Source organism: Kitasatospora sp. NPDC088264 (assembly GCF_040685715.1).
Taxonomy (GTDB): Bacteria; Actinomycetota; Actinomycetes; order Streptomycetales; family Streptomycetaceae; genus Kitasatospora.
Genome location: NZ_JBFBIR010000021.1, coordinates 41,125 through 56,998 on the forward strand (window position 1 = coordinate 41,125; position 15,874 = coordinate 56,998).

Below are 15,874 nucleotides of genomic sequence, written 5' to 3' on the forward strand. Positions count from 1 at the left end.
CCGCGGCGTTCGTGCGGGTGGGGGCCCTGCGGGCGCCCGGCGGCGGGGGCGCGGTCCGGAGCAGCGGCCGGGGCGGGGGAGAATGCCCCCCGTACGAAGTACAGGGCGGCGGAAGGCGGCAGGTCCAGTGGAACCTCGGATCATCGGCAGCGGCACGGACGAGCACCTCGCGGACCCCTTCGGGAGCGCCGCGCTGCGCCGGCGGGTGCTGGACGCCTGGGCCGCCTCGCCGGCCCGGTTCCGGGAGGACGCCAACGCCGAGGAGGAACTCGCGCTCGGCGGCTACCGCGACCGCCTGGTCGTCGAGTTGGCGCAGAACGCGGCCGACGCGGCGGTCCGGGCCGGGCACGGGCCCGGCCGGCTGCGGCTCACCCTCGCCGACGGCGTGCTCGCCGCAGCCAACACCGGGGCCCCGCTGGACGCGGCCGCCGTCGAGTCGCTGTCCACCCTGCGCGCCTCCTCCAAGCGCGGTGAGACGCCCGCCGTCGGCCGGTTCGGCGTCGGTTTCGCCGCCGTGCTCGCCGTCACCGACGAGCCCGCCGTGCTCGGCGCCGCCGGTGGGGTGCGCTGGTCGCTCGGCGAGGCCCGCGCGCTGGCCCAGGCGCAGCCCGCGCTGGCCGAGGAACTGCGCCGCCGGGACGGCCACGTGCCGCTGCTGCGGCTGCCGTTCGCCGCCGAGGGCCCGGCCCCCGAGGGCTACGACACGGTGGTGGTGCTGCCGCTGCGGGACGCCGCCGCCGAGGACCTGACCCGCCGTCTGCTCGCCGGCATCGACGACGCGGTGCTGCTCACCCTGCCCGGCCTCGCCGAGGTCGTGGTGGAGACCCCGGAGGGCACCCGGACGCTCACCCGCGCCGCCGCCGAGCCCCGCCCGGACGGCGTCACCGAGGTCACCGTGACCGACGACGCGGACGGCCGGCCGCGGCGGACCCGCTGGCAGACCGCCGGCGCCACCGGCACCCTGGCCGCCGAGCTGCTCGCCGACCGTCCCACCGAGGAGCGCGCCCGCCCGTACTGGACGGTCACCTGGGCCGTTCCGGTCGCCGCCGACGGGACCCCGCAGGCGCCCGGCATCGCGCCGGTGCTGCACGCGCCCACCCCCAGCGACGAGCCGATCGGCCTGCCCGCGCTGCTCATCGCCTCCTACCCGCTGGACTCCACCCGCCGGCACGTCGCCCCCGGCGCGCTCGCCGACTTCCTCACCGAGCGCGCCGCCGACAGCTACGCCGACCTGCTGCGCGCCCGCGGCGCCGACCTCGGCTCGCTCGGTCTCGTCCCCGGGCCGCTCGGCCAGGGCGCGCTCGACAACGCGCTCCGCGGGGCCGTCCTCTCCCGGCTGCCCGGCACGCCGTTCCTGCCGCACCCGGCGCCGGTCGAGGCGGGCACGCCCGCGCTGCGCCCCCGGGACGCCACCCTGCTGGAGGGTGCGGACGGCTCGGTGGTCGAGGCGTTGGCGCCGATCTTCCCCGGGCTGCTGCCGGCCGGGCTGGAGCGCCGCACCGAGCTGCGGGTGCTGAACGTGCGCCGGGTGCCGCTGGCCGACGTGGTCGACCAGCTCGGCGGTCTGGACCGCGAGCCCGCCTGGTGGCGCAACCTGTACGCGGCGCTCGGCGCCGCCGACCCGGAGGCGCTCGGCGCGCTGCCCGTCCCACTCGCCGACGGCCGGACCATCACCGGGCCCCGGCGCGTCCTGCTGCCCTCCGAGGACGCAGACTGGGCGGCCTTCCCCGGCTACCCCGAGTCGCTGGCCGACGCGCTCGCCGCCCTCGACCTGCGGCTCGCCCACCCCGAGGCCGCCCACCCGCTGCTCGCCAAGCTCGGCGCCGGCACCGCCACCCCGGCCGGGGTGCTCGACACCCCCGAGGTGCGGGCCGCCGTCGCCCGCTCCTACCAGGTGGCCGAGGACGACGTCGAGGCCGCGCTCGAACTGGCCGACGCCGTCCTGGCGCTGGTCAAGGTCGCCGGCCCGACCGCCGGCGAGCACCCCTGGCTGGCCCGGCTGGCCCTGCTCGACGACGAGGGCGAGCCCGCCCGCGCCGGTGAACTCGTCCTGCCCGGCAGCCCGTTCGCGGCCCTCGCCCGCGAGGAGGACGCCGGCTGGGTGGACGACGAGCTGCTGGAGCGCTGGGGCCCGGAGGTGCTCACCGCCGTCGGCGTGCTCGCCGACTTCGTCCTCGTCCGCGCCGAGGACGTGGTGCTCGACCCGGACGACCTGGAACGGCTCGACCCCACCGCGCCCGCCGACCGCGCGGCCGGCGGCCACCCCACCGGGCTGCTCGACGAGGCGCCCGACGGCCTCGCCGACTGGGCCGAGGACGCCCTCGAAGCCTTGCAGGCCGACGACGTCGTGGGCGTCCCGCCGGTGGCCGCCGAACTGCTGGCCGTCCGTGACCTCGACCTGGTCGACGACGACGCCTGGCCCGAGGCGCTCGCCGCGCTCTCCCGCCCGCCGTACCGGGACGCCGTGGTCAACCCCGTCCGCACCCTGCTGCCGGACGGCTCCTACACCGACCTGCCGCCGTACACCGCCTGGTGGCTGCGCGACCACCCGGTGCTGGACGGCCGGGAGCCCGCCGGGCTGCGCGCGGCCGGTGCCGACCCGCTGCTGCGCGGCCTCTACGACGAGGCCCGGACGACCCTGGACGAGCAGTTCCTGCACGCGCTCGGGGTACGCACCACGCTGGCCGCGCTGCTCGCCGAACCGCACGGCCCGGACGAGGTGCTGGACCGGCTCACCGATCAGGCCTCCGATGTCGGCCACCGCCAACTGCACGGCCTGCACAGCGCGTTGGCGCGGGTCGAGATCGAGCGGATCGAACCGGTCGACGTGGTGCGGGCGCTGCCGCCGCTCGACCCGGACACCGGCCGCCGGCCGGCCCACACGGTGATCGTCGACGCCTCCAGGGCGGTCGTCGCCGACGCGCCCGACCTCGTCCAGCTCCTGCACCCGTACCCGCTGGTGCCGGTCGCCCCGGCGCTCGCCGCCGACCTCGCCGAGCGGCTGCACGTCTCGCTCGCCAGCGAGGTGGCGGGCGGGCGGGTGCTCTCCGAGGGCGTGCTGCACCGGGTCCCCGCCGTGGTGCGGGAGCTGCTGCCCGGCTGCCCGGTCGCCTACGAGGAGCACGAGGAGCTGCTGGTGGTCGGCCCGGACGGCAACGACGCCGCCGTGGACTGGCGTTGGGACGTCGAGGCGGACGCCCCTGAGGCGCCCTACGACCCGGACGCGGCCGAGGCCGCCGACGAGGACGACGAGTTCGAGCTCCCGCCGGTGCCCGGGCTGCTGCACGCGGCCACCCCGGAGGGCCTGGCGGCCGGGCTCGCCTGGTCGGTCGGGCAGTGGCACCGGCGGTTCGAGGTGCTGGCCGCGCTCACCGATCCGGACCGGGCGTACGAGCTGTCCGCGGCGCGGGACTTCGAGGGCTAGGCACTCTCTTCCGGATCACGCCGGGCGCTGATCCGACGTGATCCGAAAGGGAGGACCTGGGCGCTCAGCGGGCCCGCCCGCGGCGCTTGAACCGCAGGTAGACGGCGGTGGTGGTGGCCAGCCAGACGGCCGCCACCAGGGCCTTCACGGCTGTCGGCACCCACGGCAGCGCCGGGGCGGTCACCTCGCCGGCGTTCGTCAGCCAGCGGCCGCCCATCAGGGCCAGGACCGTCAGTCCGGCGGCCAGCAGGCCGGCCAGGAAGGCGGCGAACGCCTCCACCTGCCCGGTCTCGCGCTCGGTTTCCCCACCTGTGCGGGCCATGTCGGCACCCCCTTCCGTGATCCATCATCCAGGCTGCGGGCTGGGGGTGCCAGGGCCTCACTCCATCCCGCGGCGCTTCATGAAGCGCCAGGCGATCTCCAGGGCCAGGCCGCAGACCACCGCGATGCCGACGCCGACCAGGGGGTCGCGGGTGCCGACCAGCGAGAGCTGGAAGAACTCCGCCAGCCAGGGCACCAGCAGGACCAGGGCGAAGGCGCCGCCCATGGTGCCGATCAGCAGCAGGCGCCACCAGCTGTAGGGGCGGGCGACGATGGCGAGCACCCAGATGGCGATCAGGAAGAGCGTCAGGGTGGCCACGCTGGTGTCGGCCTTGAGGTCGGTCACGTGGTCGGCGCGGGCCAGCGCGTAGGCGACGAAGGTGCCGGTGCCGGCGATGACGCCGCCCGGCACGGCGAGCCGCAGGACGCGCTTCACGAAGCCGGTGCGGGCCCGCTCGTTGTTGGGGGCGAGGGCGAGGAAGAAGGCCGGCACGCCGATGGTGAGGGTGGAGAGCACGGTGGAGTGCCGGGGCAGGAACGGGTACGGCGAGTGGGTGAAGATCACCAGCAGAGCCAGCAGGACCGAGTAGACCGTCTTCACCAGGAACAGGCCCGCGACCCGCTCGATGTTGCCGATCACCCGGCGGCCCTCGGCGACCACCGAGGGCAGGGTGGCGAACGAGTCGTTGAGCAGCACGATCTGGGCGACCGCCTTGGTGGCGTCGCTGCCGGTGCCCATCGCCACGCCGATGTCGGCGTCCTTGAGCGCGAGCACGTCGTTGACGCCGTCGCCGGTCATCGCCACGGTGTGTCCGCGGGACTGCAGTGCGGCGACCAGCTGGCGCTTCTGCTGCGGGGTGACCCGGCCGAAGACCGTGGTCCGTTCGGCCGTGTCGGCGAGGGCGTCCGGTTCGGCGGGCAGCGTCCGGGCGTCCAGCGGGTGGTCGGCGCCGGGCAGGCCGAGGTGGCCGGCGACCGCGCCGACCGAGACCGCGGCGTCGCCGGAGATGACCTTGGCCTGCACCTGCTGGCCCTCGAAGTAGCGCAGGGTCTCGGCGGCGTCGTGGCGCAGCCGCTGCTGGAGCACCACCAGGGCGAGCGGGGCGAGCCCGGCGGCCGGGTCGGGGGAGTCCAGCGGGGTGGGGGTGCGGCCGAGCAGCAGCACCCGCAGGCCCTTGGCGCCCAGCTCGTCGACCTCGGTGAGCGCCGGGTGCCCGGCGGGTAGCAGCACGTCGGGGGCGCCGAGCAGCCAGCTGGCCTCGCCGCCCTGCGGCTCCAGCAGCTGCACGCCGCTCCACTTGCGGGCGGAGGAGAACGGCATCGCCTCGATCACCCGCCAGCCGTCGGCGCCCCGGGCGCCGCCGGCCCCCGGGGCGCCGCCGTCGCCGCGCCCGTAGGCGTCGATGACCGCCTGCATGGAGGGGTTGGGGCGGGCGTCGGCGCCGGCCATCACGCCGAGCGCGTGCTTGATGGTGTCCGGGTCGAGGGCGCCGGGCTCGCCGTCGGAGAGGACCCGCAGGTCGACGACGTCCATGCCGCCCTCGGTGAGGGTGCCGGTCTTGTCCAGGCAGACGGTGTCGACCCGGGCCAGGCCCTCGATGGCCGGGAGCTCCTGGACCAGGCACTGCTTGCGGCCCAGCCGGATCACACCGATCGCGAAGGCGACCGAGGTCAGCAGGACCAGCCCCTCGGGGACCATCGGTACGATCCCGGCCACCATCCGGCGCACGGCCTCGCGCCAGTCGCGGCCCTCGACGGCCAGCTGGCTGATGATCAGGCCGATGGCCGTGGGGATCAGCAGGTAGGTGATGAAGCGAAGGATGCTGTTGATGCCGCTGCGCAGCTCCGACTTCACCAGGGTGAACCGGCTGGCCTCCTCGGCGAGCTGCGCCGCGTACGCCTCGCGGCCGACCCTGGTGGCGGTGAACGCGCCCGCGCCGGCCACCACGAAGCTGCCGGACATGACCTGGTCGCCGGGCTGTTTGAGGACGGGGTCGGGCTCGCCGGTGAGCAGCGACTCGTCGATCTCCAGGCCGTCCGCCTCGGTGACCTCGCCGTCGACGATCACCTTGTCGCCGATGCCGAGCAGCACCGTGTCGTCGAGCACGATCTCGGCGACGGCGATCTGTTCGACGGTGCCGTCCCGGCGGACCTCGGGGCGGGCCTCGCCGATCAGGGCCAGGCTGTCCAGGGTCTTCTTGGCGCGCAGCTCCTGGATGATGCCGATCGCCGTGTTGGCCACGATGACCAGGCCGAACAGGCCGTCCTGGATCGGACCGACGATCAGGATGATCCCGAACATCACGCCGATGATCGCGTTGAAGCGGGTGAAGACGTTGGCCCGGACGATCTCCTTGGCGGAGCGGCTGGACCGTACGGGGACGTCGTTGACCTGTCCGCGCGCGACGCGTTCGGCCACCTCGGCGGAGGTCAGTCCGCCGCGCCGGCCGGGCAGCAGCCCGAGGGGGTGCGCACCGTCGGGGCGGTCGGCGTCGCCGGGCTGCTCTTCCGCGGGGTGGGCAGGCTGCGTCATGGCACCGACTCTACGGGTGCCTTATGTCCGGTGCGTGCTACTAAAGGACTATTCAGTCCGACCGGGTGGCCGGGTCCTGGCCGTCGTTTCCGGCCGCCCGGTTCGCGGCCTCGGCGGCGCGGTCGCGGGCGATGGCGTCCCGTCGGGCGCGGCAGTACCAGAGGCCGATCAGGCCGAGCAGGCCGCCGGAGAGGCAGATCCACGGCCAGGTGCCGTGGCCGTGGTCGGAGAGGGTGCCCTGGAAGGGGAGCAGCGCCAGGAAGGCGACGAACCACAGCACCGTGCCGCCGCCGACGATGGCGACGTCGTTGGCCTCCAGCGGAGGGGGCGAGGGGTGCAGCGGCTTCTTGGGCATGGGGCCTAGCGTACGGTGCGGCGGCCGGCCCTCAGGGGCCCTCGGGCTTCTACGCGCGAAGATAGCGCGTGTGCGATCGGGAAACCATACTGAAAACTCCCCGCCCGGCCACCGTCGCCCCGGGCGTCCCCCCTCCTCAGCTCCCCCACAGAGGACGCACGCATGCCTGTGGTCCAGCCGACCACCGAGTCGCCCGAACCCGCCTCCAGCGCCCCCAAGCCCCCCGCCGGCGCCCTGGACCGCTACTTCCGGATCAGCGAGCGCGGCTCCACCCTGCCGCGCGAGATCCGCGGCGGCGTCGCCACCTTCTTCACCATGGCGTACATCCTGGTGCTCAACCCGATCATCCTGGCCAGCGCCACGGACATGACCGGGGCCCACCTGGACAGCGCCCAACTGGTCACCGCCACCGCCCTCACCGCGGGTCTCACCACCCTGCTGATGGGCGTGATCGGCAACGTCCCGATCGGCCTGGCCGCCGGCCTCGGCGTCAACACCATCGTGGCGCTCCAGCTCGCCCCCAAGATGACCTGGCCGGACGCCATGGGCATGGTCGTGCTGGCCGGCTTCGCGATCATGCTGCTGGTCGCCACCGGCCTGCGCGAGCGGGTCATGAACGCCGTGCCGCTCGGGCTGCGCAAGGCCATCGCGATCGGTATCGGCCTGTTCATCAGCCTCGTCGGCCTGGTCGACTCCGGCTTCGTCAGCCGCATGCCGGACGCCGCGCACACCACCGTCCCGCTGCAACTCGGCGGCAGCGGGCACCTGCTCGGCTGGCCGGTGCTGATCTTCGTGTTCGGCCTGCTGCTCACCCTCGTCCTGCTGATCCGCAAGGTGCCCGGCGCCATCCTGATCAGCATCGTGGTCAGCACCGCGCTCGCCGTGGTGATCGACAAGCTCGTCGACGTCCCGGCGCTCAAGTGGGGCCTGACCGTCCCGGCCTGGCCGGGCAACCCGGTCGCCGCCCCCGACTTCGGCCTGGTCGGCAAGGTCAGCCTGTTCGGAGGCTTCGAGAAGGTCGGCGTGCTGACCGGCGTGCTGTTCGTCTTCACCGTGCTGATGTCCTGCTTCTTCGACGCGATGGGCACCATCCTCGGCGTCGCCGACGAGGCCCACCTGCTCGACGAGAACGGCGACCTGCCGGGCATCAACAAGATCCTGATGGTCGACGGCATCGCCACCGCGGCCGGCGGCGCCACCTCCGCCTCCGCGAACACCTGCTTCGTGGAGTCCACCGCCGGTGTCGGCGAGGGCGCCCGGACCGGCTTCGCCTCGATCGTCACCGGCCTGCTCTTCGTGGTCGCGCTCTTCCTCACGCCGCTCGCCACCATGGTCCCGGCCCAGGCCGCGACCCCGGCCCTGGTCACCGTCGGCTTCCTGATCCTGGCGGGCTCGATCAAGGAGATCGACTGGTCGGACCACACCATCGCGATCCCGGCCTTCCTGACGATCGTGATGATGCCGTTCACCTACAGCATCACCAACGGCATCGGCTTCGGCTTCATCGCCTTCTGCGTCCTGCGCCTGGCCGCCGGGCGCGGACGCAGCGTGCCCGTCCCGCTGTACGCGGTGGCGGCGGTGTTCGCCTTCTACTACCTGATGCCGGCCCTCGGCCTGCTCTGACGCCGTACCGCTCCACCGGCGGCCCCGTCCTCTCCCCCTGGGGGAAGGGTGGGGCCGCTGCCGTTCCCGGGGGCGCCTTCGATCCCGGGGCCGGTGGCCCTGGGGTCGGCCGTCGGTGGACGCAGAGCTGCAACCGGTCGTACCGGTTTCGAGGGGGCGGAGCGATCGCCGCCGGGAAGAATGTCAAAAAGGGGCCTGTGTAGCGAAGTTGACGGAGGGAATACTGCCTGGACGGACACGGGGAGGGGGCTCGACCGATGGTGCAACAGGATCCGCCCGGGGGAGACGAGGCGAAGCTGCTGCCGGAGCTGTTCTGGACGGCGGACAAGGCCTCGCTGGACGGCCAGCGCGAGACGCTGCGCTGGTACCGCGGACTGATCGCCATGCTGGTGATCGCCGCCGTGATCGGCTCGTTCCCCGGGCCGAAGGACCGCGGCTCCTTCGACAGTGTGCCGCTGTACTCGGTGGGCGCCTTCCTGATCGCCGGCTACTTCTGGTCCCGGCTGCGCCGCAGCAACCCGCAGGGCCGCTGGTACGAGGCCCGGGCGGCGGCCGAGTCGGTCAAGACGCTGGCCTGGAAGTACACCGTCCGGGCCCGGCCGTTCGACGGTGAGGCGGAGTCCGCGGACGTGGACCGCGGCTACCTGCTCCAGGTCGAGGACGTGCTGCGGGCCTTCGAGGACCCGGAGATCGTGCCGCCCGGCACCGTCCCCGAGATCACCCCGGAGATGCGGCGGATGCGGGCCGACAGCCTGACCGCCCGCCGCATGCTCTACCTGCGCACCCGGGTCGAGGGCCAGCGCACCTGGTACCGCGCCCGGGCCGAGGCCTGCGAGACGCAGGCGGTGTCCTGGGGGCTCGGCATCGCGGCGCTGATCATCATCGGCGCGGCGGCGGCCGTCGCCCAGGCCACCGGCGCCCTCCAGGTGCACGTCTTCGGCGCCAGCTCGGCCGCGGCCGCCGCCGTCATCGCCTGGACCCAGCTCAAGCAGCTGCGCCCGCTGGCCGCCGCCTACCAGCTGGCCGCGCGCGAACTGGAGAACGTCGGCAACCAGCTCTCCGACCTCGACCTCAAGACGCCGGACGCCGAGGCGCGCTGGGCCCGGATGGCCGCCGAGGCGGAGGACGCGGTGTCCCGCGAGCACACCACCTGGCGGGCCCGCCGGGCGTTTCCGAGGTAGCGGCCGGGGCCGTCGACGCCGGGGATCGGCCGGGTCTGTCGCTGCCGTCAACTCAGGGGAGGGGCTGGGGAGATCCGGCGAAGCGGACGCCACGCCGAGGGCACAGGTGTGCGGAGTGCGTGAGGGTCGGGCGGGAAGGCGTAGAACGTAATCATTACGTGTCCATGCCCTGGTTTCATCGCCTGCGCGCGACCCCAGTCCCTGTCCGGAGGCCCTCTTGCGCATTCTCCTGATCGCCAGCGCGTTCAACAGCCTGACCCAGCGCGTCCACACCGAGCTGCGCGGGCGCGGCCACCAGGTCGCCGTCCAACTCGCCCTCGGCGACGAGGCGATGAGGGCGGCGGTGGACCGTGCCGACCCCGAGCTGATCATCTGTCCGATGCTCACCAAGGCCGTCCCGCAGGACATCTGGTCCACCCGGACCGTCCTGATCGTGCACCCCGGGCCCCAGGGCGACCGCGGCCCCTCCTCGCTCGACTGGGCGATCACCGAGGGGGCGGACCGCTGGGGCGTGACCGTCCTCCAGGCCGTCGAGGAGATGGACGCCGGTGACATCTGGGCGTCCGTCGAGTTCCCCGTCACCGACTGCGGCAAGAGCGAGCTGTACCGGGGCGAGGTCGCCGACGCCGCCGTCGAGGCCGTCCTGCTCGCCGTCCAGCGCTTCGAGGGCGGGCTGTTCACCCCCGAACCGCTCGACTACGACCGGCCGGACGTCCACGGCAGGCTGCGGCCCCTGCTGCGGCAGGACGCGCGCCGGATCGACTGGGCCGCCGACGACACCGCCACCGTGCTGCGCAAGCTCCGCGCCGCCGACTCCCAACCCGGCGTGCTCGACGAGCTGTTCGGACGCGAGTACTTCCTGCACGGCGGCCACCCCGAGGACGAGCTGCGCGGCCCGGTGCCCGGCGCCGTGCTCGCCACCCGCGACGGCGCGATCTGCCGTGCCACCGTGGACGGCGCGGTCTGGATCCCCCAGCTGCGCCCGCGCCGCACCCCGGGCGGGCCCGCCACCTTCAAGCAGCCGGCCGCGACGGTGCTCGCCGGCCGCCTGCACCGGGTCCGCGAAGTCCCGGTGACGCCGACCTCGGCGGCCCACCGGGACACCTGGTCGGAGCTGCGCTACCGCGAGGAGGGCGACGTCGGCTACCTCGAATTCGCCTACGCGGGCGGGGCGATGAGCACCGGGCAGTGCCGCCGGCTGCTCGCCGCCTACCGCGAGGCCGCCGGCCGGCCCACCTCGGTGCTGGTGCTCGGGGCGCCCCGGGACTTCTACTCCAACGGGATCCACCTCAACGTCATCGAGGGTGCGGCGTTCCCGGCACTGGAGTCCTGGGAGAACATCAACGCGATGGACGACCTGGTCCACGCGGTCCTCACCACGACCGACAAGCTCACCGTCGCCGCCCTGGCCGGGAACGCGGCGGCCGGCGGCCTGATGGCGGCCCTCGCCGCCGACGAGGTGTGGTGCCGGGAGTCGGCGGTGCTCAACCCGCACTACCGGCTGATGGGCCTCTACGGCTCCGAGTACTGGACGTACACCCTGCCGCGCCGGGTCGGCGACGAGCAGGCCGCGCGGCTGACCACCGAGGCGCTGCCGGTCGGCGCCGAACACGCCCGCCGGATCGGCCTGGTGGACCGCACCTGCGGCGGGGACGCGGCGGCCTTCCGGCGCTGGGTGGTCCGGGAGGCCGCCGCGCTCGGAGCCTCGCCCGAACTCACCGGGCGGCTGGTCGACAAGAAGCGCCGCCGGTCCGCCGACGAGGAGGCGAAGCCGCTGGCCGAGTACCGGGCGGAGGAACTGCGGCGGATGCACGCCAACTTCTACCGGGCGGGCGAGCCCTACCACGCGCTGCGGCGGGACTTCGTGCACAAGGTCTGCCCGGTGGCCACGCCCGCGCACCTGACCGGGCTGCTGGGGCGGCCGGAGTGAGGCAGGGGTGGTCGCGGGAGCGAGGCGGGGGCGGTCGCCGAAAGTGAGCCGAGGGCGCCCGGCCGGGGTGGGGGACCCGGTCGGACGCCCTCGGGGCTTGGGGGGTGGGGCCCGCCCGGCTCAGCGCCTGACGCCGGCCTCGTCCCGCCGCCGCGGCTGGCGCGGGACCAACGGGGCCGCCGGGCCGAGCAGGAGCGGCTGCGTGGTGCCGCGGCTCGGCGAGACCGCGAAGGCCAGCGAGCCGAAGAAGACGTAGCAGCCGAGCCCGACCCCGAGCGGGAAGATGAACTGCAGCGCCATCACGCCGCCCTGGGTGGAGTGCGAGAAGTCGAGCCGCACCGAGAGCGCCGCCATGCCGGTGTAGTGCATCGCGCACACCGCCACGCCCATGACCGGCGCGGCCGCCAGGACGGCGAGCGTGCCGCGGATGTTCAGGGTGGCCCACAGTGCGGCCGTGGCCGCGAACACGGCGATGGCGACGGACAGTCCGACCGTGAGCCGGTCGTAGCCGAGGTGGCCGGGCAGGACCATCGCGGCCATTCCGAGGTAGTGCATCGCCGCGACCCCGAGGCCGGTGGTCAGCCCGCCGGCCAGCAGGGACAGGACGGGCCGGCGGCTGTACCCGACGGTGAACAGGCCGATGCCGACGACGGCGATGGCGACCAGCAGGCTGAGCACGGTCAGTCCGGGCCGGTAGCTGATGTCGACCCCGGTGACGGAGAAGCCGAGCATCGCGATGAAGTGCATGGACCAGATCCCGGCGCCGAGCGAGGTCGAGGCGAAGAGCAGCCAGAGCACCCGGGTGCGGCCCTGCGAGACGAGTGCCCAGCGGGCGCTGCGCAGGGCGACGAAGGCGCCGAGGCAGGCGACGAAGTACGAGACCGCCGGTGTCACCCAGCCGTGGTCGGCATGATGGATCTCACCCAAGAGAGCTCCCAGGACGGATGCGGGGGAGGAAGGGCGCCAGGCCTCGGGCGGACACGGGTGGTCGGGAGGGAACGCGGCAACGGGCGCGGGAACGGCGCCGCCGAAGGGAGACCTGGCGTGTGGTGCCCCTGACAACGGGGGACAGTAACCACTACCGGACGGTCGCACAAGGTTCGCGCTTTTCGTGAAGTCCCTGGTCAGGATGGACCTTTACGCGGTCTGCATGATCTTGGCACCAACTCCTGACACCGCCTGCGCACGGCCGCCGGGCGGTTCGTCCGTTACTCCGGGTTCGTTACTCCGGGTTGGTCACTCCAGCGGGGCTAGCCCGAACGGGTGGCCGGCCGGGTCGATCAGCACCTTGAGCGTCCGGCCGTGCTGGTACGTCGGCTCGGTCGCGCCGAGCGCGAGCGCCTTCGCGATCGCCTCGTCCAGGTCGTCCACGTAGAAGTCCAGGTGGAAGTGCTTGCCGCCGTCCGGCTCCGTCCACGGCTCCGGCCGGTAGCCCGAGACCCGGCCGAAGCCCAGCGGGCTGCCGCCCTCCGGGTTGTCCAGGATCGCGAACTGCTCGTCCAGGTGGCGGCTCTCCCAGCCCAGCAGCTCGCCGTAGAACCCGGCCAGTGCGATCGGGTCGGCGCAGTCGATGGTGACCATGGCGAGGCGGGCGAAGCCGGTGTCGTCCGGCTCGGCGGCGAGGCCGGAGGCGGGGTCGGCGGCGAGGTCGGACATGTCTGGTCGGCCCTTCCAGTCGAGATCATTCGAGACCCAGCACCAGCATCGCACCGGGCCGATCTTCCGGCGCGCGGTGAACGGACGGGGCCGGCGGGGTGGAATGGGAACGCATTTTCCTTAGCGAGAGTAATGACGTAAGCTAAAGAACATGCCCGAGATGTCCGAGCAGGACCTCGCAGCGATCAATCAGCTGCGATCGTCCACGATGCGCCTCTCCCGTCGACTCAAACACCAGCGGGTCGAGGAGTCGCTGAGCCCCACCGAGATGGGGGTGCTCGGCACCCTCGCCAGATGCGGAAAGGCGACACCGGGTGAGCTCGCCCGGAAGGAGCACGTGCAGCCGCCCTCCATGACCAGGATCGTCGCGATGCTGGAGGAGAAGGGGCTGGTGCGGCGCGAGCCGCACCCCGAGGACCGCCGCCAGGTCGTCGTCAGCAGCACCGAGCAGGCCGAGGCGATCCTCGCCGAGAGCCGCCGTCGCCGCAACGTCTGGCTCGCCGAGCTCGCCGAGGGGCTCGACGAGGAGGAGTGGGCCGTCCTCCGGGAGGCCGCGCCCGTGCTCTACAAGCTCGCACACCTCTAGGCACACCGACCCCGGCCCGCCGGCCGGGAGAAGAAGGAGCACCGCATCACCGCAGGACCGACCACCGAAACCAGGAGCACGACGGCCGCAGTTCGGGCCGCCGCGCCGCGAGGGGAGACCACCGTGACACCGCCGGCCGCAGCCAGCGCCGCCGCCATCCGCACCGACGACCAGACCACCGACCCCGCCGCGGCAGGCGCCGCGGCCGCCGACCTCCAGGCGCCCGCCCCCACGGGGCTGCCCGGCAGCGGCGACGACGACCCCGACGAACGCACCGCGGCGGACGACCCCGCCGCTCCCGGACGCACCCACGCGTCCACGTCTCCCGCAGGTGCCCGCTTCACGAGGCCCGGGGGGATGTTCTCCTCCCTTCGCGTTCGCAACTACCGCTACTACTTCGCCGGCCAGGTGGTGTCCAACACCGGTACCTGGATGCAGCGGATCGCCCAGGACTGGCTGGTCCTCAGCCTCACCGGCAGCCCCCTCGCGGTCGGCATCACCACCGCCATGCAGTTCCTGCCGATGCTGCTGCTCGGCCTGTTCGGCGGCGTGCTCGCCGACCGGATGCCCAAGCGCCGGCTGCTGATCTACACCCAGGGCGCCATGGGCCTGCTGGCCGCCGGCCTGGCCGTCCTGACCATCGGCGGCGTCGTGACGCCGTACTACGTGTACGCCTTCGCGCTGCTGCTCGGCCTGGTCACCGTGGTCGACAACCCGACCCGGCAGGCCTTCGTGTCCGAGATGGTCGGGCCCAAGGACCTCGCCAACGCGGTCAGCCTGAACGCCGCCAACTTCCAGACCGCCCGGCTGGTCGGCCCCGCCGTCGCGGGCCTGCTGATCGCCGTGGTCGGCAGTGGCTGGGCGTTCGCCGTCAACGCGCTGTCCTTCGCCGCCGTGATCGGCGGGTTGCTCGCCATGCGGGAGAGCGAACTGCGCCCGACCGAGCCGATCGCCCGCGAGAAGGGCCAGCTGCGGGAGGGCCTGCGCTACGTCAAGGAGCGGCCCGAACTGCTCTGGCCGATGGTCCTGGCCGGGTTCATCGGCACCTTCGGCTTCAACTTCCCGACGCTGCTCTCCGGCTTCGCCTACGACACCTTCAAGGTCGGCGCCGGCCAGTACGGCCTGCTGAACACCGCGATGGCGGTCGGCTCGCTGGCCGGCGCGCTGCTCGCCGCCCGCCGGGGCGTGCCCAGGCTGCGCCGGCTGGTGGCGGCGGCGCTGGCCTTCGGCTCGCTGGAGGTGGTGGCCGCGTTCGCGCCCGACTACTGGACCTTCGCGGTGCTGCTGACGCTGATCGGGGTGTTCGGACTCAGCTTCAACACCTCCGTCAACTCCACGCTGCAGCTGGCCACCGACCCCGCGATGCGCGGTCGCGTGATGGGCCTGCTGGTGCTGGTCTTCACCGGCGGCACGCCGATCGGCGCCCCGATCGTCGGCTGGGTGACCGCCTCGTACGGGCCCCGGCTCGGCCTGCTGGCCTGCGGACTGGTGTCCGCGCTGGCGGCCGGCGTGGTGGGCCTGGTGCTGGCCCGCAGCGCGGACCTGCGGGTGCGGTTCGACCTGCACCCCGGCCGTGGCGGCCGGGTGGTGGCCTTCGTGCCGCGGACCGTCACCGCCAACAAGTCGGAGCTGGCGCCCGCCTGCTGACGAGGCGTCATGCCCCGGGGCGGTGGTCCGCCCCGGGGCTTCGGTGCAGGGTCGAGGGGCTTCGGTGCAGGGTCGAGGGTCAGAGCCGGATCGCGAGGACCTGACCGGGCCAGACGCCGTCCGGCTGCTCGACCTCGAAGGACTCGGTCTCGGTGAACCCGAGTGCCCGGTACTGGCCGACCAGCCTGCGGTCGGCGCCCGCGTAGCAGTCCACCCGCAGCAGGCCGAGGCCGCGCCGGCGGGTCTCCTCGACCGCGTCGGCGATCAGCGCGGCGCCGATCCCCGAGCCCTTGCGGCTGCGGTCGGTGACCAGGATGCGGACGAACAGCTCGGGCTCGTCCACCGGGGGGATGTACTTCCCCCGCTGCTCGGACAGCACGCAGCAGCCGATGGCGCGGCCCTCGGCGTCCTCGGCGAGGCGGATCAGGAACGGTTCGGCGGCGTACCCGGCGACCTGCTCGACCCGGGCCGGGATGGTGCTGAAGGGCTGGTCCCCCCACTGGCCGGTGCGGCCCTGGCCGGCCAGCCAGCCCACGGCGCCGTCGAGCAGGGCGAGGATGTCGGGAATGTCGTCCGGTCCCCCGGTGCGGATCTTCATACGAAAGGTTCTAGCCCAAA

12 protein-coding genes are annotated in these 15,874 nt (G+C 73.8%); 6 read left to right on the forward strand and 6 right to left on the reverse strand.

The genetic code is table 11. From position 1 onward, the window contains the following. Positions 1-127 precede the first annotated feature (127 nt). The gene (locus AB0O82_RS18695; RefSeq protein ID WP_363584942.1) at positions 128-3,424 is read left to right on the forward strand and encodes a molecular chaperone Hsp90; all 3,297 of its coding nucleotides are present in this window, start codon (positions 128-130) and stop codon (positions 3,422-3,424) included. A 64-nt stretch (positions 3,425-3,488) separates the two neighbouring features. Here AB0O82_RS18695 and AB0O82_RS18700 read toward each other — a convergent pair whose 3' ends face one another. Genes AB0O82_RS18700 through AB0O82_RS18710 form a run of 3 tightly spaced genes read right to left on the reverse strand, consistent with a single transcriptional unit; the run spans position 3,489 to position 6,633 of the window. Then, positions 3,489-3,746 (reverse strand): hypothetical protein, encoded by a 258-nt coding sequence (locus AB0O82_RS18700; protein WP_363584944.1) that lies wholly within the window; start codon positions 3,744-3,746, stop codon positions 3,489-3,491. Positions 3,747-3,803: 57 nt separating this feature from the next. After that, the gene (locus AB0O82_RS18705; protein WP_363584946.1) at positions 3,804-6,278 is read right to left on the reverse strand and encodes an HAD-IC family P-type ATPase; all 2,475 of its coding nucleotides are present in this window, start codon (positions 6,276-6,278) and stop codon (positions 3,804-3,806) included. Positions 6,279-6,330: 52 nt separating this feature from the next. Continuing rightward, positions 6,331-6,633: a DUF2530 domain-containing protein gene (locus tag AB0O82_RS18710; RefSeq protein WP_363584948.1), complete on the reverse strand. Its 303-nt coding sequence runs from the start codon at positions 6,631-6,633 to the stop codon at positions 6,331-6,333. A gap of 162 nt (positions 6,634-6,795) precedes the next feature. Between AB0O82_RS18710 and AB0O82_RS18715 the strand changes: the two genes are divergently transcribed. From AB0O82_RS18715 to AB0O82_RS18725, 3 genes are all read left to right on the forward strand, one after another. Continuing rightward, the gene (locus tag AB0O82_RS18715; protein ID WP_363584950.1) at positions 6,796-8,256 is read left to right on the forward strand and encodes an NCS2 family permease; all 1,461 of its coding nucleotides are present in this window, start codon (positions 6,796-6,798) and stop codon (positions 8,254-8,256) included. A 257-nt stretch (positions 8,257-8,513) separates the two neighbouring features. Continuing rightward, positions 8,514-9,437 carry a DUF4231 domain-containing protein gene (locus AB0O82_RS18720; protein WP_363584952.1) on the forward strand — a complete coding sequence of 308 codons (924 nt, stop codon included), beginning with the start codon at positions 8,514-8,516 and terminating at the stop codon, positions 9,435-9,437. A 217-nt stretch (positions 9,438-9,654) separates the two neighbouring features. Beyond that, entirely contained in the window at positions 9,655-11,367 is a 1,713-nt protein-coding gene (locus AB0O82_RS18725) for a hydrogenase maturation protein (RefSeq protein WP_363584954.1), read from the forward strand. Between the two features lie 120 nt (positions 11,368-11,487). Here the strand turns inward: AB0O82_RS18725 and AB0O82_RS18730 are convergent, their stop codons facing one another. Both AB0O82_RS18730 and AB0O82_RS18735 read right to left on the reverse strand, forming a co-directional pair. Continuing rightward, a complete protein-coding gene (locus tag AB0O82_RS18730) occupies positions 11,488-12,294 on the reverse strand; it encodes an MHYT domain-containing protein (protein ID WP_363584956.1) in 807 nt (268 codons plus the stop codon). Between the two features lie 309 nt (positions 12,295-12,603). After that, positions 12,604-13,023, reverse strand: coding sequence for a VOC family protein (locus tag AB0O82_RS18735; protein ID WP_363584958.1), 420 nt, complete (start codon positions 13,021-13,023; stop codon positions 12,604-12,606). A 151-nt stretch (positions 13,024-13,174) separates the two neighbouring features. Between AB0O82_RS18735 and AB0O82_RS18740 the strand changes: the two genes are divergently transcribed. Then, positions 13,175-13,609 carry a MarR family transcriptional regulator gene (locus AB0O82_RS18740; protein WP_063348195.1) on the forward strand — a complete coding sequence of 145 codons (435 nt, stop codon included), beginning with the start codon at positions 13,175-13,177 and terminating at the stop codon, positions 13,607-13,609. Positions 13,610-13,966: 357 nt separating this feature from the next. Next, entirely contained in the window at positions 13,967-15,256 is a 1,290-nt protein-coding gene (locus AB0O82_RS18745; RefSeq protein WP_350877760.1) for an MFS transporter, read from the forward strand. Positions 15,257-15,335: 79 nt separating this feature from the next. Here the strand turns inward: AB0O82_RS18745 and AB0O82_RS18750 are convergent, their stop codons facing one another. Continuing rightward, positions 15,336-15,854, reverse strand: coding sequence for a GNAT family N-acetyltransferase (locus tag AB0O82_RS18750; RefSeq protein ID WP_363584960.1), 519 nt, complete (start codon positions 15,852-15,854; stop codon positions 15,336-15,338). Positions 15,855-15,874: the final 20 nt, after the last annotated feature.